This is a genomic window from uncultured Aquimarina sp. (genome assembly GCF_947492405.1).
Taxonomy (GTDB): Bacteria; Bacteroidota; Bacteroidia; order Flavobacteriales; family Flavobacteriaceae; genus Aquimarina.
On sequence record NZ_CANLMP010000003.1, the window covers coordinates 314,182 to 333,888 of the forward strand.

General features: G+C 33.5%; 13 protein-coding genes. 3 read left to right on the forward strand and 10 right to left on the reverse strand.

All coding sequences use genetic code 11. The annotated features are described in order from the left end of the window. Positions 1–137: 137 nt before the first annotated feature. From Q0829_RS12910 to Q0829_RS12920, 3 genes are all read right to left on the reverse strand, one after another. Complete coding sequence (locus Q0829_RS12910; RefSeq protein WP_298543464.1) at positions 138–3,113, reverse strand: M16 family metallopeptidase; 2,976 nt, start codon at positions 3,111–3,113, stop codon at positions 138–140. Positions 3,114–3,346: 233 nt separating this feature from the next. Then, positions 3,347–3,541: a hypothetical protein gene (locus Q0829_RS12915; protein WP_298543466.1), complete on the reverse strand. Its 195-nt coding sequence runs from the start codon at positions 3,539–3,541 to the stop codon at positions 3,347–3,349. An 87-nt stretch (positions 3,542–3,628) separates the two neighbouring features. Continuing rightward, the gene (locus Q0829_RS12920) at positions 3,629–4,000 is read right to left on the reverse strand and encodes a hypothetical protein (RefSeq protein ID WP_298543469.1); all 372 of its coding nucleotides are present in this window, start codon (positions 3,998–4,000) and stop codon (positions 3,629–3,631) included. A gap of 122 nt (positions 4,001–4,122) precedes the next feature. Here Q0829_RS12920 and prfA point away from each other — a divergent pair, with 122 nt between their 5' ends. Then, the gene (prfA, locus tag Q0829_RS12925; protein ID WP_298544383.1) at positions 4,123–5,199 is read left to right on the forward strand and encodes a peptide chain release factor 1; all 1,077 of its coding nucleotides are present in this window, start codon (positions 4,123–4,125) and stop codon (positions 5,197–5,199) included. 55 nt (positions 5,200–5,254) lie between these two features. Here prfA and Q0829_RS12930 read toward each other — a convergent pair whose 3' ends face one another. The 5 genes from Q0829_RS12930 to folE all read right to left on the reverse strand — a co-directional run bounded on the left by Q0829_RS12930 (position 5,255) and on the right by folE (position 10,888). Continuing rightward, positions 5,255–7,051, reverse strand: coding sequence for a T9SS type A sorting domain-containing protein (locus Q0829_RS12930; protein WP_298543471.1), 1,797 nt, complete (start codon positions 7,049–7,051; stop codon positions 5,255–5,257). A 305-nt stretch (positions 7,052–7,356) separates the two neighbouring features. Continuing rightward, complete coding sequence (gene lgt / locus Q0829_RS12935; protein WP_298543474.1) at positions 7,357–8,307, reverse strand: prolipoprotein diacylglyceryl transferase; 951 nt, start codon at positions 8,305–8,307, stop codon at positions 7,357–7,359. An 81-nt stretch (positions 8,308–8,388) separates the two neighbouring features. Continuing rightward, positions 8,389–8,628, reverse strand: coding sequence for a membrane protein insertion efficiency factor YidD (yidD, locus tag Q0829_RS12940; protein WP_298543475.1), 240 nt, complete (start codon positions 8,626–8,628; stop codon positions 8,389–8,391). A 45-nt stretch (positions 8,629–8,673) separates the two neighbouring features. After that, positions 8,674–10,170 carry a cysteine--tRNA ligase gene (gene cysS / locus Q0829_RS12945; protein ID WP_298543476.1) on the reverse strand — a complete coding sequence of 499 codons (1,497 nt, stop codon included), beginning with the start codon at positions 10,168–10,170 and terminating at the stop codon, positions 8,674–8,676. A 40-nt stretch (positions 10,171–10,210) separates the two neighbouring features. Further along, positions 10,211–10,888 (reverse strand): GTP cyclohydrolase I FolE, encoded by a 678-nt coding sequence (gene folE, locus Q0829_RS12950; protein WP_298543478.1) that lies wholly within the window; start codon positions 10,886–10,888, stop codon positions 10,211–10,213. Positions 10,889–11,254: 366 nt separating this feature from the next. Between folE and Q0829_RS12955 the strand changes: the two genes are divergently transcribed. Both Q0829_RS12955 and Q0829_RS12960 read left to right on the forward strand, forming a co-directional pair. Continuing rightward, positions 11,255–12,787, forward strand: coding sequence for a T9SS type B sorting domain-containing protein (locus Q0829_RS12955; RefSeq protein WP_298543481.1), 1,533 nt, complete (start codon positions 11,255–11,257; stop codon positions 12,785–12,787). Positions 12,788–13,036: 249 nt separating this feature from the next. Then, positions 13,037–16,762: a T9SS type B sorting domain-containing protein gene (locus Q0829_RS12960; protein WP_298543484.1), complete on the forward strand. Its 3,726-nt coding sequence runs from the start codon at positions 13,037–13,039 to the stop codon at positions 16,760–16,762. A 52-nt stretch (positions 16,763–16,814) separates the two neighbouring features. On the opposite strand, the gene Q0829_RS12965 is transcribed toward Q0829_RS12960, so the two are convergent. Both Q0829_RS12965 and Q0829_RS12970 read right to left on the reverse strand, forming a co-directional pair. After that, positions 16,815–18,347 carry an outer membrane protein transport protein gene (locus tag Q0829_RS12965; protein ID WP_298543487.1) on the reverse strand — a complete coding sequence of 511 codons (1,533 nt, stop codon included), beginning with the start codon at positions 18,345–18,347 and terminating at the stop codon, positions 16,815–16,817. A 260-nt stretch (positions 18,348–18,607) separates the two neighbouring features. Further along, positions 18,608–19,660, reverse strand: coding sequence for a hypothetical protein (locus Q0829_RS12970; protein ID WP_298543490.1), 1,053 nt, complete (start codon positions 19,658–19,660; stop codon positions 18,608–18,610). Positions 19,661–19,707 lie beyond the last annotated feature (47 nt).

Sequence of the window (19,707 nt, forward strand, 5' to 3'; positions counted from 1 at the left end):
TATAAGGCAAAAAACAATCATTTTCTTTAATCGTAATTTCAAATAGGAAATGGTTTTGTTTTCTAATAGAATCAAATCATAAAGAGTAGGTTTAATTAGAAAGAAATACATAAAATATCTATGAGAACTTTTATTAACTATAATTTAATATCCTTTTTATTTTTTTCATGATTAAACAGGTAGTCAATATCCATTTCTTCAAAATTTCCCAGTTTAGATAATGCCTCTATATCCATTTCTTTTTTATTACCTATAACCAATATGTTATAATCTTCTCCTTTTATATTTTCATTGAAGAAATTTTTAAGATCTGTCAAGGTCATATTTTTTATCCTATCATACATTTCTTTACGATTATCCTTGTCAATCCCTTTTTTCTTAAGGCTCTCATAGGTCCAGAAAATATTTGATTTGGTAATACGTTCTGCAGCTATTTGTTTTAATGCAGCTTCTTTTGCTTGATTAAATTGCTCTTCAGCTTCAGGCATATCTTCCATTAATTTACCCATTGCATCAATTGCTTGAGACATTTTATTTGCTTGAGTGCCTAAGTATGCATACACTAAGTTAGACTTCTTTTTTTCGTTTGATTCGTATACACCTGCTTCAACGGAATAAGCAAGAGCTTTAGATTCCCTTATTTCTTGAAAAACTATTGAAGATACTCCAGAGCCAAAATAAGCATTAAATAATCTAATAGCTGCCGTTTTTTTTGGGTCAAATTCTTTTCCTTTTGCTAGAAAAACAATCTCACTTTGTACCATATCATAGTCTACAAAGTATACTTTTCCTCCCTCTTCTCGTTCTTTAAATTCTATTTTATCTGGATAATTTTGTAGTTCATTAGTTGTTTTGTGATGTTTATCAATAGAAGTGATTGCAGCTTTATAATTCTTCCCATAATAGAAAATACGTTGTTTAAAATTGCGTAGTTCTTTCACTTTATCTATTAATTTTTGAGGTTTTATTTTTTGTAATTCGGATAATGAATAAATGTTTCGAAAGGATGATTTTTCTCCATAATGTGCATAATTCCATAAGCCTCCAAAAAGGATATTACTTTTTTCTGTTTTACTATTTTGACGATCTTTCTGTATCTGATGTATATAGTTCTCATAGGTTTCAGAATTAGGAGACATATTATTCCAAAAATGCTCAAATAGTTCTAATCCAGCATCAAAATTTTCAATTAACCCTTGGATATTAGCATATGTTTTATCGCTATCAACATAGAGATTATAGGTGATGCCCAATTTGTAAAATTCTTGTTTTAATTGCTCTGGAGTGTACTTATCTGTACCGAGGTATTTTATGTAATCTGATGCTAGAGATAATTGTTGATCATTATCTTTTCCCATATCAAAAATGATATCTAAATTAAATATATCATTAACAGGGTTATTTATATGTTCAAATTTTAACCCTTTATTAGTTTTTGTTCTTTGTATGGCTGTTTTATAATCTAAATATTCAGGAAGTAAAGGAGTGTTACTTATTTTAGAAAAGTTTTTAATAAAATTAGATTCTTTTTCTCTATTGAGTTCTATAGGAGTAATTTTAGGGCTTTCTACTTTTACAATGTTTTTATCATTCCCTTTAATCTTGTATACTTCGACATAGTTATTTTTATAAAGTGTATTCGCAAAATTTATGACTTCTTGTTTGGTAATACTGCTCATGATTTCCAGTATTTTTAAACGGTCTTCCCAATTCTGAGACGCAATATACGCTTGCAGATAATCGTTTGCTGTGGATGTTGTATTTTCATATTTGCGGAGCTGTGCCAATTTTAGATCATTTACAACAGCTTTCAATAACCAATCATTAAATTCACCCTTTTTGATTTTTTCTATTTGAGACAACAGTAAATTCCTAACTTCCTCTAATGTTTGATTTTCTTTGGGGAGCCCTACCAATAAATGATAGCCATAATCATTAGCAAAATTGGTAGTAGAAAACGCGTTTTGGACTAATTGTTTCTGATTTAAATTTAAATCTAAAATTCCAGCCTGCGAATTTGTTAGCATGTAATCAATTAGAGTAACTAGCACTTCCTGTTTAGAACCAATTCCTTCGGTTCTAAACCCGACATAAATAGATTCAGCAGAAGGGCCAAATACTTTTTTCTTTACAGGTGAGCTAATGGAATCTATTTCTTTAAATTTAGGAAAAACTACTTCTTTTTTCTCAAAATTTCCAAATGCATTATCTACTTTTTTAATCGTAGCATCATAATCAATATCTCCCACTAATATAATAGCCATGTTGTTTGGAACATAATACTTGTCAAAATAGGAATGAACTGCATGCATCGATGGATTTTTAAGATGTTCTGGTTTTCCTATGCCAAATTGATATCCATAAGGATGGGAAGGGTATAGGCCTTCTAAAAGTGCATCATATTGCTTCCATTGATCATTGTCTTGTCCCCTGTTAAACTCTTCGTAGACAGCTTCTAACTCTGTGTGAAAACCTCGAAGTACTAATTTGTTAAAACGCTCACTTTGTAATAATAACCATTTGTCCAATTCATTAGCAGGTATTTTATTTTGGTATACGGTCTGTTCTTTTTCTGTGAAAGCATTATTTTCTTCTGCACCTAATAAAGCGATCATTTTATCGTATTCATTGGCTACCGCATATTTCGAAGCTTCTAGGGATTTTTTATCAATGATTTTATAAATCTCTTTTTTCTTAAATGTGTCTTTTTCAACTTTGTGTTTTTCGAATAAATCGGCAATTTCATTTAAAAGAATATTTTCTTTTTCAAAATTTAATGAACCAATTTTATCCGTTCCTTTAAAAAGCATATGCTCTAAGTAATGGGCTAAACCTGTATTGTCAATAGGATCATATTTATATCCAGCTTTAATGGCTATAAGTGTCTGTATTTTTGGTTCTTCTTGATTTTTACCTAGATATATTTTCAATCCGTTATCTAAAGTATACAATCTTAATCCAGTTGGGTCATTAGATACTGTTTCATAGGTGTATCCTGAACTATTGGTATGTTGGATTGTAATAATACTATCGTGATCGATATTCGAAGTTTTCTTACAATTGCATAATAAAATCAATAGCAAAGAAAATAGGGAGTTCTTAATTTTTTTCATAAAAATGATCTATATTTTGATTGAAGCAGTCAAATATAAACAAAAACATCATTCAACTAACAATTTAGTTGAATGATGTTTGATTGGATTATTTTTAGTTTGGTAATTTTAAGTTGGAAATGATATTTTTCCTTAGTCTTAATTAGCGATGCTTCATTATAAAACCTGAAAAATCATTTTAGATTCTTCAGGTTCTCAATTTATATAATCATCAATTAAGGTGTGCGTTTATATTATCCCAACTCATCATTAAATTGAACAGTTTTACTTTCTGTATCTTCTTCTTTTGTTTCTGTAAGTTCTATAGCGTTATCATCATTAAATTTTCCTTCTTTTTTCTGAAAGAAAATTGGTACAGGAATCATAGTAACCATGATGATAAATATAAGTAAAACAACACGTCTTACTATTTTTTTAAATTTTTTCATTTTTGGAAATAGTATAAACTACTATCGTTCATGAAAGTAGTGTTAAAATGTTTTTTGAAATTGGCTATAAAGCCTAATTGGAAGGTGTTATCCTAAATGAAAAGAATCATCTTCAGCGGAGTAGTTGGTGCTTCTGATGTGAAATACTTTATGAATTATATCTAGGGGAATCGCATTGTCAAAATCTCTTGTTCTAATTAAGGAAATTGTTGTGTGGTGTTCAGATATTTGCTTTAAGTAGCTGTTATAAGAGCCAAAATGTTGTTTAATAGATAAAGCAGCCCTGTATAATAATGTCTTGCTGTAATCTTCTTCATTAGAAACTACTAATTCAATCTTGGTTTGACCTGCAGTAGGAGGAGTATAATTAGCATACCCTGCAATGCCAAAGAAAAGTAGAAGTGTAAAGAACCAGCTCGAAATCAGGTTGTTGTTATATGTGCGCTTATGTTTTAACATTTCAGTTGTAAAAATACATTTTTTTGGGTTATATAATACCATTACAGAATATTAAAAGGCAATATGACCTTTGGACAAAAAAGCGTACTTTTGTGAATTACACGTACAGGATAGATAGAACTATGATTGATAAATTAAATATCGTAAAGCAACGATTTGATGAGGTGAATGATTTGATTATTCAGCCAGATATTATTGCTGATCAAAAAAGATATATAAAACTTAATAAAGAATATAAGGATCTCAAGGCATTGATGGATGAAAGAGATCTCTATATTGAGCTGACTGATAACAAGAAAGAAGCAGAAGAAATTATTGCTGATGGTAGCGATACGGAGATGGTCGAGATGGCTAAAATGCAGTTAGATGAAGCTAAAGAACAACTTCCTGCTTTAGAAGAGAAGATACGATACATGTTAGTTCCTAAAGATCCCGAAGATGCTAAAAATTGCGTAGTTGAAATCAGAGCTGGAACGGGTGGAGATGAGGCTAGTATTTTTGCGGGAGATTTATTTAGAATGTATACTAAATATTGTGAAGGTAAAGGATGGAGTACCAGTGTGGTAGATCTTAGCGAAGGAACAAGTGGAGGATATAAAGAAATTATTTTTGAAGTAAACGGTGAAGATGCTTACGGAACTATGAAGTTTGAAGCGGGAGTACATCGTGTACAGCGTGTTCCTCAAACCGAAACACAAGGACGGGTTCATACAAGTGCTGCTACCGTAATGGTATTACCGGAAGCTGAGGAGTTTGATGTAGAACTTGACATGACAGAAGTACGAATCGAAAGAACTACCTCTACGGGTCCTGGAGGACAATCTGTAAATACTACCTATTCTGCGATTAAATTACATCACGAACCTACTGGAATGATTGTGAGTTGTCAGGATCAGAAATCATCTCATAAAAACTTAGAAAAAGCATTAAAAGTATTGCGCTCTCGTTTATATGATATAGAATTAGCTAAAAAACAAGCTGCCGATTCAGAGAAACGAAAGAGTATGGTTTCATCAGGTGATAGATCCGCAAAAATTAGAACCTATAATTACCCACAAGGACGTGTAACTGATCATCGTATTGGGTTAACCTTATATGATCTAAGTAATATTATTAATGGAGATATCCAAAAAATAATAGATGAATTACAGTTGGCAGAAAATACGGAGAAATTAAAAGAATCTAACGAAGTTTTTTAGGTATAATAACCTGCTAAAAAAGAGACCAGTAGCACTATCCTACTGGTCTCTTTTTTTATTGTTTAATAAATTTTATAGAATCAAAAGTTTTTTCATTTCTATAAATTTTTAAAAAATAAATCCCTTTTGATAGCTGTTGAGTATCGATTTCTACTATGTTATTAATCATCGTATAATTATTCTTCATTGGAAACGATTTCCCTGAAATATCTACAACTTCAATTTTTTCGAATTCTAATATTGATGTCAGGCCATTAATTCTAAGATAGTTTTCTGTAGGAATCGGGTATACAACTAAATCATTCTTATATAAAATCGGGATGGATAGTGTGTTTTCATTAGAGCAGTTATTAATAAATGCTAAGCTTAATTCATCACTGTTGTCTAAAAAAGCATCGTTCGCCTTACAAATACATCTACCATCACTTTCCTTAAATGTAATATAAGTAGCGTCAGTTTCATTAGCCTTTACTGCACATTGCTCAAAACTTAGTGGTTCAGTAACCGTTTGAGTATTATGGTTCCAGTTGGAAAATAAGGTTGTCCCTCCACTCCAAAAATTAAATCCGGGTTCTTGAGAGAACTCACAAGGTTTTAGAAATAGAATGTATAATGTTCCAGTTCCTCCTGCACCACCTCCAATATTTATAGCAAGACTCCCATCGCCTCTAAGGTCTCCAATAAAAGAAATTGATCTAGAGAAACGTTCTTCAGGTTCTAGAGAAAGATTAAAACCGCCTTCAGTATTGTTTATTTTAGTAAAAGTTTTTACAGTTTTATCTGCATTGAGATATAAGATATAAGCGTGTCCTTCATCTTGCTGGTTGGCACCAGTTATTAAATCTGGAATTCCATCTGAGTTAAGATCTCCTGGGCTTGTCATCGCATGTCCAAATTGTGCTCCACTTGTTCCATTAGGATTCGTTTCATTATCTAAGTTGTCCGTAAAACCTCCAATTCCTTCCGTGATTTTTTGCTTAGAAATAACATTATAATTATTACTACTTAAAGAAAGAATCCAGATAGCTCCTTTACCACCTTCGGATTGAAATGCTCCAACGGCAAGTTCTTTATTACCGTCATTGTCAATATCACCTAACATGGAAACCTCACGACCTCCAAATGAATCTCCATCTTCTAATCCTGACCCAAATCCTCCGTCTGTAGAACTTATTGTCACTATATCCGAAGTCTCAATTTCTGATTGTTCGTTTAAAAATAAAATGTTAATAGCCCCTCTATCTGTTCCGCCATCATCAGAGCCTGGATTACAAGCTACTAGGTCGATTCTTCCATCTTCGTTAAGGTCACCAATTGCAGAAAGTCCCTGAGCGATAATATTAGAATTTTTCACAAAACTTTTGACAGTACCATCACGATTTAAGTGAATAATATATAAGGCTCTGTTAGATTGTGTTGGAGCAGAAACAGCAATGTCAGGAATTGAATCACCATTATAATCTCCAATACCAGCAACACCATATCCAAAGAAGTTACCTTCGGTTAGTATTTCATTAAAATTACCCTCTAACATAGATATCTTTTGATGTGTAGACACAGTTCCATCAGGATTCATAAATAATATATACACTGCACCGGCATCTGTTTCTCCATCATCATCTGATCGTGCTCCTACTACTAAATCTAATACACCGTCGTTGTTAATGTCTCCAGCAACATCGTGATCTCTGCTAAAACGATCCCCTCCTTCAAGAGTGCCATTAAATCCTCCTTCTCCATCAGAAATGGTTACAAAACTTTCGGGTCCATACAAGTTGATATTTTGGCCAAATAATCTGGAATTATTTAGGAAAAGGGATATTCCTAAAAACATTAATACTGTTGTTCTCATGATTTGTGTTTTTTTAAGTTGTAAAACTTTGACTTTTAAAAAGTGAAAAGGTTTAGAATTAAAAAAATATATTTAAAAAACGCTATTAGTGATAAAAATCAATAAACTCCATTTTTTTGTAGAGAATCATTGGTAATTTGAAGAAGTATGTTTTAGGATTTTCTATGTTGTTAGGAATTATAAATATAATTGGATTAAAAAGGGGGTGTTGACGTTTTTAGGAGTAAATAATAGATTTAATAAAACTAAAAAAATAGGATAAACTTTAAAATTCATCCTCTTTTTTTAAACTTCCATTTAGCTTATTATTTTAGTGTATATGATTTAGGGTCTTCTTTTACTTTTTTGGCTCTAATTACAAAATATAAACCAATAAGGATGAATGGAATGCTCAGCCATTGCCCTGTAGATAGGGCATCTCCTAAAGCATCTTCAAAACCTCCTTGGCTCTTTTTGACATTTTCTACAATGAAGCGAACGATAAAAATGAGCATCATATACATTCCAAAAAGAAAACCTCTATTATTTCTTTTATCTGTTTTCCAATAAAACAACCAAAGTATTAGTGATACAAATATATAGCCAAATGCTTCATATAGTTGTGTAGGATGACGATAAGGTATTGCTTCCAATAGATTAGAGAATTGTGGGTTGTTTACTACGGCAGAATAAGCTTCGTTAACGTTCTTAATACCAGTTTCTCTAATTACTTCGCCTTTACTTAAACCATCTCGTACAAACTTCACTCCAAAAGCAGAATCACCAGAAGGTTCACCAATGATTTCTGAATTAAAAAAGTTCCCTAATCGGACAAAAATTCCTCCGAATGCAGCAGGGATAGTAACTCTATCCATAATCCATAAAGGATGTTTCTTCAGAACGTTTTTAGAATAATAATACATAGCAATTATAAAGGCAATTGCTGCTCCATGACTCGCTAATCCTCTGAAACCGATAAATTCAAAGGTTGGATTGAATTTAAAAGGCAAAATGATTTCCAATAAATTATTTCTGTAATAATCCCAATCATAAAAAAAGACATGTCCAAATCTTGCACCTAATAGAGTTCCTATCACAGCATATATGAATACAGAATCTAGTTTCTCCATGGAGATTTTTTCTCGGATATATATTTTCTTCATTAAATACCAACCTAGTGAGAATGCAACTACAAACATTAGGCTATAAAAACGAATGACAAAAAAGCCAAGATCGAATCCTTCTATGGGATTCCATACTATTTTAGAGAACATCATGTGGAAATCTATTTTTCAAGAGTAAATATAGGTATTTAATTAAATTAGAAATTACAAATGGAATAATAATGAGTTAAAGTGCTATTCCGATTCGTTGACTTTCTTTTTTTCAATGGTATCCGGAACTGGATCATAGCCACTACCTCCCCAAGGATGGCAACTAAAAATACGTTTTATGGCGAACTTTCCACCTCTGAACAATCCATGTTTTTTTAATGCTTCTACGGTGTAGTGAGAACAGGTAGGTTGGTATCGACACGTAGCTGGAGTTAAAGGTGAAATTAAATTTTGATACAATTTCACCAATCCGATAAACGGCATAATCAAAATCCTTTTCGTTGTTAATTTTGAAGCCAAAATATACTACTAATTAAGAGTAAAGCTAGTGCCTTCACGTCCGTCTTTTAGTTGGATACCCATAGCCTGTAGCTCATCTCTGATCTTATCGCTAGTTGCAAAATCTTTATTAGCTCTTGCTTCTGCTCTTAAATGAATTAATAATTCAACAGTACCAGAAAGCTTATCGCTAATGTCCGAAGAAGCCTCGTTTATATTTACTAATCCTAAAACATCAAAAACGAATTCATTCATAGTTTTTTGGAGTAGTTTATAATCTCCTTCTGCAATTGTAGCTTTATCTTCTTTAACAGAATTGATGAATTTTACGGCTTCGAATAATTTTGCAATTAATATTGGGCTATTAAAATCATCATTCATTGCTGCATAACATTCATTCATCCAATTTTGAATATTGAATCCTTCTGTCGTTTTTCCAGTTTTAAGATTTTCTAAAGTAGCAATGGATTCCATTAATCTATAGAAGCCTTTTTCTGAAGCTTCTAGTGCATCATTAGAAAAATCAAGGATACTTCTGTAATGTGCTTGTAGCATAAAGAATCTTGCAACTGTTGGAGCAAAAGCCTTACTTAGTTTGTCACTTTCGCCGCTAAATATTTCAGCAGGAGAAAGAATGTTTCCTGTGGATTTAGACATTTTTTTACCATCTAAAGTAAGCATGTTGGCATGCATCCAATAGTTTACCGGGGTCACACCACAAGCCGCTTCTCCTTGTGCAATCTCACATTCGTGATGCGGAAATTTTAAATCCATTCCACCTCCATGAATATCAAATTTTTCACCTAGATATTTTGTACTCATTACGGTACATTCTAAATGCCAGCCAGGGAAACCATCACTCCAGGGAGATGGCCAGCGCATAATATGTTCTGGTTCTGCTTTTTTCCATAAAGCAAAATCCTGTGGGTTTTTTTTATCACTTTGGGCAGTTAGTTCCCTAGTGTTGGCAATCATATCTTCGAGATTACGACCACTTAACTTTCCGTAATTATTAGTTTCGTTAAACTTTTTTACATCAAAATACACCGAACCATTAGCCACATAAGCAAAACCATTGTCAATAATGGTTTTAATAATTTCGATTTGTTCTACGATATGACCAGTTGCGGTTGGCTCTATGCTAGGAGGTATATTATTAAACTTAGCTAGGATGTTATGAAAATCTAGTGTGTAACGCTGCACGATTTCCATAGGTTCTAGTTGCTCTAATCGTGCTTTTTTAGAAACCTTGTCTTCTCCTTCATCAGCATCATTTTCTAGATGACCAGCATCGGTTATATTACGCACATAGCGAACTTTATATCCTAAATGTTTAAGATACCTATAAATTAAATCAAAAGAAATAAACGTACGACAATTTCCTAAATGTACATTACTATAAACGGTTGGGCCACAAACATACATTCCTATATTACCTTCCGTAATAGGAGTGAATACTTCTTTTTGACTCGAAATAGAATTGTAGATCTTTAGTTCCTGAGTTTTATACAACGGAGCTACTGCCATAATTTTGGTAAATGCTTATGATTATTTATTAAAGATAAAATTAAAAAGTAGTATCTAGTTTGATATAGTCTAAAAATTCTCTTCGAACAGCTTCATCTTTGAATTTCCCGCCAAACTCACTAGTTACTGTACTACTTTCTATATCTCGTATTCCTCTGGAATTTACACATAAATGTTTTGCATCTATAACACAAGCAACATCTTTTGTGTTTAGAACTACCTGAAGATCTTGTACGATTTGCATAGTTAAACGCTCTTGTACCTGAGGCCGTTTTGCATAATAATCTACAATACGGTTCATTTTAGATAATCCTACAACAGTTCCATTAGAGATATAGGCCACGTGAGCACGACCAACTATTGGTAAAAGATGGTGTTCGCAAGTGGAATAAACAGTAATGTTTTTTTCCACTAACATTTCACCATATTTATAGTGATTGTCAAAAGTAGAAGCATCTGGCTTTCTTTCTGGATGTAGCCCTGAGAAAATTTCGTTTACAAACATTTTTGCAACTCTTTGAGGAGTACCTTTAAGACTATCGTCATTAAGATCTAATCCTAAAGTTTCCATAATATGTTTAACATCATCTTTAATTAAAGCGATCTTTTCGTTATCACTTAATTTAAATGCATCTTCTCTCAGAGGAGTGGTTGCGCTAGTAGCTACATGATTATCACCTAACGCTTCAATAGCTTCAAGGGCCTTGTCTATCTTCAAAAGTTCAAAATTTTGTTATTATAAAATATAAAAGAATTATAAACACATATAAATACTTCTTACTATATCAATGTGTTTTTATTTAAAATTGAAAAAATATCTCACTAGGATATACAATTTCAACTCGTTCTTTTTTCAAATTCCCTGCAATGTATACGTTGAAAATTAATAATAAATCCATTTTATATTCTGATTTTACGTAAAATCAACTGTAAACGGGCTGCAAAGATACGATTTTGTCTTTTTACTTAGTGAAAGCTATGTTAACAATTATAAATAATATGATTGTGATTGAAGCACTATATTTTAAAATTTGTAAATTTAATTCCTACATAAGAAAATGAACTAACCTACGTTATTGTATATATGACAAAATTACTACCTCAAATCTTATTATTATTTGTGCTGTTTTTTTTAAATAGTACAATGTCTTACGCTCAGGACTTCGACACTGCCTGTCAAAATTCCCAACCCTTTTGTTCTGACGCTTCTTTAGAGCTTACTTTTCCAAACACAACTGGTGATTTAGATGGTTTGGGAGAAGTTGGGTGCTTAAATACAACTCCAAATCCCTCATGGTATTTTCTGCTTATTGATGAAGCTGGTGATTTGGTTTTCGATATTCGTCAATGGATGGATGCAGATGGTGATAATCGCTTAGATCGTAATGAACGACAGTTGGATGTTGATTTCATTGCATGGGGTCCGTTTCAGACTTCTTTCATAATTAATTGTGAGGATGAATTACCAAGAGGTTGTGATCTCAATGGAGACGGAGAAAATATTCGTCCAGCAGAATGCGTTAATAATGCGGATGAACCTGATTTTTATATTAATGATGAAGATAATACCAATATCATAGATTGTAGCTATGCGAGAACATCAGATGATAATTTTATAGAAACTTTTACAATTCCTAATGCTCAAACAGGAGAATTTTATATTGTATTAATTACTAACTTCTCTGATGAAGCTGGAGTTATACAGCTGGAACAAACAAATCTGGGTGAAGATGGCGCGGGAACAACAGATTGTAGTGTTTTGGAACCAGGTATTCCTCAGGATAGAATAGCTACTTGTGGAGAATTTCCAATAACTGTAGAAGGTAGATTCCCCGCAAGAACAGGGCCACCAGCAGTTCCTGCTGCGGTTACATTTCAATGGTTTAGAGCTGATTTAGGAGATACTAATTTTGTGCCTATCCCAGGAGCAATTTTTCCTTTTTATGATCAGGTGAATTCTAATGGTATATATATGCTTAGAGGTTTTGATGCTAATAATGTAGAAGTTCCTGATTCTCCTGATCAAGTTTCAGTTTTAGATGTTTCTCAAATAACTTTCGATATTGATTATATAATCACAGAAGGATCTTTTTCGGATAGTTATACACTTACTGCAGAAGTGTCGACTGATCCAATTGTTGAAGCAGAAGGATTTACCGATTTTGAATATCGATTAGATCGCGATGTTAATATGGATGGAAATTTTGTAGAATATAGAGCTTTTCAGTCTTCGCCGGTTTTTGAAGGGGTTCCTGCAGGTGACTATAGGATTATAGCCAGATATGCTAATTGTCCAGATAGTGAAAGAACCTCTGTAGATATAATGATTCTAGGATATCCTAGGTACTTTACTCCGAATGGTGATAGTTTTCATGACACCTGGAATTTGATTAATCCTGAGGATCAGCCTATCCCTGCATTGGTTTATATATTTGATAGGCATGGAAAATTATTAAAGCAATTAAATCCAACTGGTGCTGGATGGGATGGAACTTATAATGGAAATTTAATGCCTTCCTCTCAATATTGGTTTAGGGTAGAATTTAATGAACAAGCGGATCGTGACCCTAATAGAAGTAGAAAAGTTTTTGCAGGTAGTTTTTCTTTAATCCGATGATTTTTTAAAATAGAATTTGTTTTTTTGCCAACTGTTATAATTTGATAATAGGGCGTTTTGAGATTTTACTATATAGTAATTCTCTCATTCTTGAATGGCTATAGTCTCCAATTGAAAGAATCGAAAACTTAATTATTTTCAATTTTATAATAGTATTTCTTAGGGTTTCTCTTTGTAAGATTGTTTTATATAAGAATGCTTTGAGTTTAAGAAATAATAACAGTTTTATCATTGATTTAAAAGTTGGGAATGATTAAGAGAACATCTACGTTAATATTGTTTTTTTGCCTTTTTATGTACACAAGTCTAAGTGTAGCACAAGGTTCGGTTTGTGCAGATGCAATTGGAGATGATGGTGCTGATCCATTTTGTAGTACTACTGGTATTGTTTTTCCAAATTGTAATAGTGCTAATGCTGATTGTGTAAGTAGTTCCGAGATTGGTCCTAATTACGGATGTTTGGATACTCAGCCCTTTCCTGCATGGTATTATTTGCAAATAGATGCTACGGGAGCCTTAACTTTTCGTATTTCTCAATCTTCTAATGAAGATGGGACCGGTAATCAGTTAGATGTAGATTTTATATGTTATGGACCTTTTCCAGATCCTGTTTCTCCTTGTGCGGCTCAATTAACTGCCGGAAACACGGTAGATTGTAGTTATTTGCCAGACGCTGTCGAAACAATGAATATTCCTGGTGCTACCGCAGGAGAGTTTTATTTAGTATTGATTACTAATTTTTCTCAATCACCAGGTTTTATCAATTTCGAGCAAACTGGTGGAACCGGTTCTACAGATTGTTCCATATTAGATGCTGCGCTTGGACCAAATCAAGATATCTGTGGATCTGATCCGGTAATTTTGGACGGAGAGTCAGATGGAGCTGTGCGTTACGAATGGTCCGTTTTCAATGAAACAACAATGGTGTTTGATATTATTTCTGGAGAGACAAGTCCAACATATACGGTAACTACTTCAGGAAGGTATCAGTTGTTAATCGAAGATATAGATGGAAATACAGAAACTGATGAGATAGTAATTACTTTTTATCCTGAACCAGTGATTGCTAGTGCTCCAATGGATTTAACGGCATGTGATGATGATGGAAATGGTTTTGATACTTTTGATCTTACTCAGAATTCATTTCTTATTATAGGAACTCAGGATCCTACCGAGTTTACAGTGACATATCATTTGACTCAAACGGATGCAGAGAATTATAGAGGTACTGCAACCGATAATATTATTGCTGATCCGGATACCTTTGTCAATACTGTTGCGGACCAAACAATATGGGCTAGAATTGGTGGGACGAATCAGATATGCTTCGAGGTAACATCTTTTGTGTTAAGAGTATATCAGAACCCAATAGCAAATGTACCAATGGATATAGAGTTATGTGATAATGATCTCGATGGTAGTGATACTAATGGAGTGGTGGAGTTTGATCTTTCTAATGCTATAGCAGAAGTGTTTGGGACACAAAACACTACTGATTTTGCTGTTTCTCTTTATGAGTCTCAAGTCGATGCTGATGCAGGGGTTTTGGGAACAGAATTACCTAATAATTATACCAACACATCTAATCCACAAGTCATATATGCAAGGATAGAAAATGTATCGGAACGAAGTTGTTATGAGACTACAAGTTTTCAGTTAATTGTTAATCCTCTTCCTGTGGTTTCTCCGGTAGTTTCTTTGTTACAGTGTGATGATGATACAGATGGTATTTCCTTATTTAATTTGTCTGAAGCGAATATTTTAATTTCTACAAACTCTGCAAACGAAACTTTTACATATTACTTAACGGAAATTGCCGCAATTAATGAAGACGTAACGAATCAAATTGTAGATTTTACAGTGTATCCTAATCCTATACCTATAAATAGTACAGTTTTCTCTAGGGTAGAAACTAACGACGGTTGTTTTCGAACTGCTCAAATTGATTTGGTAGTTTCTGCTACTCAAATTCCTGCTAGTTTTAATCTTATATATAACGAATGTGATACTGTTGATATAGATAATGATGACGCTAATGGAATTGCAACTTTTGATTTTAGTAACGCTACAAATCAAGTGGAAGCATTGTATCCGCCTGGTCAAAATTTAGTTGTTACCTATTATGAAAATTTAGCAGATGCATTAGCAGAAGAAAATGAGATTGTTGATCCTTCGAACCACAGAAATGATGCATCTCCTTTTATTCAGGATTTATATATAAGAGTAGATGATGGAACTGATAATGAATGTTTAGGTCTTGGGCAGCATATACGATTAGAAGTAGATCCATTACCTTTAAATAACCCAGTATCTGATTTTGTTCTATGTAGTGATGATCCTAATAGAGCAACATTTGATTTAACAGAGAAAGATTCTGAAGTAATTGGAACACAAACTGAAGAGTTGTTGATAAGTTATCATAGAACAGAAGCCGAAGCAAATAGTAATTCTGGAGCTATTGTAGGAGTATTTACAAACCAAACGAATCCTCAAACGATATGGGTTCGTGTTCAATTCGATGAAAATAGTAATGGCGTTGGAGATGCCGGTGAGTGTTTTAGATCTACGATTTCTTTTGATTTACAAGTGCTTCATAATCCAGAATTAACCAATCCAGATCCTATTACGCTATGTAGCGATCAGGTAAATACAGTATATGATTTAACGGTAAGAGAAGGTCAGATTGCAGGTAGCGCTACAAATATTACATTTACTTATTACGAATCTCAGGCTGATGTAGATATAGATAATGCTATTGCTAATCCAGTTGCTTATACTAATACTATATTAGTAAGAGATGTTATAGTTGTCGGTAGGGATAATGACAATGGTTGTGTTTCCAATGTTACGCTCCAATTGCAGACTATTTTGTATGATGATTTTAATCTAACTCCAAATGCATTAGAAACCTGTGAGTTGGATGAAGCTGGTATCGGAATTTTTGATCTTACAGAGGCAACACAAGATATTCTTAATTTAAATGATGCTGACGCTTCAAATGATTTAAATGCTGCTGATTATAATATTCAATACTACGAGAATGCAGAGGATGCTCAATCAGGTAATACAATCACGATAGCATCTCCTTTGTCATTTCAGAATACACAAGAGTTTAATCAAACAGTTTATGTTCGTCTTGATCCTCTGGCAAATGGTAATGATTGTTTTAGGGTAATTTCAGTTCAATTGATAGTTAATGAATTACCAGATTTTATGCTAGCAGAGGAGTATGTTATTTGTCTTGAAAATGATGGGACTATTATTAATTTAATGCCAACGGATGTAATTGATACAGGCTTGGATGATACTATTTATAGTTTTCAATGGTATGTAGGGATTGCTACAACAGCGGGAAATGAAATTCCTGGTGAAACAGGATCAATATATAACCCTAATGCATCAGGTCAATATTCTGTTTTAGTGACAAATATCCAAACTACTTGCGTTTCATCAGCATCAACAGTAGTTATAGAATCATATCCTCCACAACAAGAAGATTTTACTGCAGAGTTGGTCTCTGGTGCTTTTTCTGACAATGCTACTGTCGAGGTGATGGTCGGAGTCGATGCAATTGGAGAGTATGAATATAGATTGGATAATGGTGATTGGCAAACTTCTCCAATATTTACAAGAGTTTCAAGAGGAGAACATATTATATATGTTAGAGATGTCCATATGTGTTCTGAAATAGAACTTCCCGTAGAGTTTGTAGTTGATTACCCAAGGTATTTTACGCCTAATGGAGATGGTTTTCATGAAACCTGGGGGATAGTAGGTAATGATAATGTTCAGATTAATGGTATCCAGATTTTCAATCGATTCGGAAAATTACTAAAAGATCTTGGAGCTCTTGGTGAATGGGATGGGACCTATAACGGAAATCTACTCCCTTCTAATGAATATTGGTTTAAAGTTAAGTATACGGAAAGCGGAGTTATGAAACAATTTAATGCTAGTTTTTCATTAATTAGATAAAAAAAGGAGTTGAATACTACTATTCAACTCCTTTTTTTATTGCGACTTTGTTTTATAAATTTAAACCTAATGTAAAGGTAAGGTTGTCTCGGTAACTATCTATTGAGGTGAAATTGGTAAAAGAAGAATTAGTATAAAATTCCTGATTACGCTCTTGTTCAGAATAGTCGTAGGCGATATCAAATTTTAATTTTCCAAAATTATAACCTATTCCTAATGATAATCCTGTTCTTTCTCCAAGTATAGATTCGTTTTTGTAGGGACTTTCTTCATAGCTATAACCCCCTCTAAAGCTCCAATTTCCATTTCTTAATTCTCCACCGATTCTAAGTGTGGAGGCACCTTGTAGAGTGTTATCTATTTGTCTGTTTAAATCTGAAAAATTATCAAATCCATCAGAATCAAATTCCGTAGATGAATAATCTTTATAAGAGTAGTCTAAACTAATTAATCCTCGTTTTCCAAACAATACAGCAATACTTCCAGTTGCTCTTGCTGGAGTGCGTAGTTGGTACTCTGGGAAAACGTTAATGACATTAGGATTTACTAATTCTCTGCCGTTAGCATTGCTAAAAGTTTCTACACGTTGTGTTGTTTCTTCTTCGATATAATACCAGGTTGGTGATTCGAAAGAAGCACCAAGTCTAAGTATATTGGATACCTTTACAATACCTCCGATTTGTGCAGAGAAACCAGCTCCAATTGTAGATAAACGATTTGTAAATAATATTTCATTAATAGAACTCGCTGAAATATTATTTCCTTCAAAGAATTCTGTCACTCTATCATAATTAATAAAATGAGAATTTAGATTAACTCCAATATAGAATCGATCATGTATTTGTGCTCCACCATTTATAGTAAACTTTCCATTGAGTCCCGTGCTTTCATAATAATAGTCCTGAGCATATGGAAAAGCGTCAGAACTTAGATCAACTGATGCTACATTTGAGAGATATGTAATGCTATTTGGATCTGAGGGATCAGTAGCTTCAATTATAAGTGATTCACGTCCTAAAAAGGCCTGCTGAACGCCATATCCTTCTGTTTCTCCCAGAAAATTATAAAGTTCATCAACACTTTCTCCTGATCTTCTGGTTAATAAATCTAAAGGGATACCTTGAGCTTCTGATAGGAAATAGGAATCTATGGAATTATTACTTCTTCCGAATGCAAAAAACTCATCAGCATAGTCCGTAGTTTGGTCATACGCTATACTTAATGATAGTTTATTGAATTTAGAAGATTCACTCTGGTTGTTATACACAAAAACAGCTCCAATTTGATTAAAGTTAAAGTTAGAAGATGAAGTTTCGCTAAAACCATTGAAATAACTAGCGTCGTTCTGAATATTTGAGGTCGAAAGTGTAATTGAGCCAGAAGAATTTAGAAATACTGCAGAACCTGCAGGGTTTATCTGTAGTGCAGACATGTCTCCTCCTAAAGCTCCAAATGCTCCACTCATACCTCTAAAACGTGCAGTTCCTAAAATATCCTGTTGAGAATATCTTACAGCGTCTGTAATGTCCTGAGCGTGTAAAAAAGACATAAATGACAGACCAATTAATAAAAATATCTTCTTCATATATTTATTTTCGATATTATAGTATCTATTTACTAATTACAAAAGAGTTTACCAATTTAGATAGTTATTTAATCCTGTTTGGGTTTAATAACTATCTAAATCGAATAAGTTGTATCAATTATTGTTTTTTGTGAAATACTAATCACCTTAAAAATAGTAAGACATTTGACAATGGTATATGATAATAGTCAGTCCTAATTGTCCAAATTATATTTTTTAGGTTTAAGTAGTAACGATCTTAGTAGGTGTTACTTAGTATTTTAACCTCTTCCTCCGCGACTTCTTCCGCGGCTACCTCCTGATCTAGATCCACTACTACGACTGGAACCACGACTTCTAATAGAGCTGCCTGAACTTCTACTTCTGCTTGATCGAGAATAACTTCGAGTTCCAGAACTGCTTCTTGATCTACTTCCGTTATTGATTCTTGTGCCACTTCTGCTAGAAGAACCGGATCTTGAACGAGAATATATGTTATTGTTACGTGATCTTGTTCCATTCGAGTAAGAGGAAGATCTTGTTCTTCTGTTGTTATCAGCAGATATTCTTCTTCTGTTATTGTAAGAACTTCGGTTGTTATAGGAACGGCTACGAGATCTGTTATTGTAGGAGCTGCGATTTCTGTAATTACTCGCATATGCATTTCTATAACCTCTATTTCTATATCCTCTGTTATATGCAATTCTGTTCCTTCCATAGAACCCAAAGCCATTGTTGTAATAAGGAGGACACCAAAATCCACCACCATACCAATAAGGATTTCCCCATCCGAAGCCAGCGTTCCAGCCCCATCCGGCATTCCAACCCCATCCAGCATTCCAGCCTAGACCAAATCCAGGACCCCAACCAGCGTTCCAGCCCCAGTTATTCCATCCCCAGCCAATTCCAGGTCCCCAAGCATTCCATCCCCAGTTGTTCCAACCATTATCAATAATTGTTATAGAAACTTCATCGCTATTGCTACCCCAAGCAGGTCGCCCACCTTCATAATTTTGAGCAACTTTTGTGGTGTCAGATGGATCGTAATTTTCACTAGAATAAGAATCCACATCCGTAAAAATAGCATCCTGCTCAATTGCGTTATCAATCTGAGCTGATTTTTCTGAGAAATAATTAGAGTAATAATTAGAAGTCGTCCCAGTTTCTGTTCTGGTAGGTTGAGGTTCGTAATTTCTTTGGCTTCTTGCTTCACCGTAAATGCCATCATCATAAGATACATAGTCATATGAACCACAAGATGTCAACATAAGTAGAGAGGCTGCTAGAAAAATCCCAACAGTACCTTTTTTTTGAAAATAAATTTTAAGTCGCATATCTCCTTATTTTATTGTTGAACAATACAAATTTAGTTAGTTTTGCG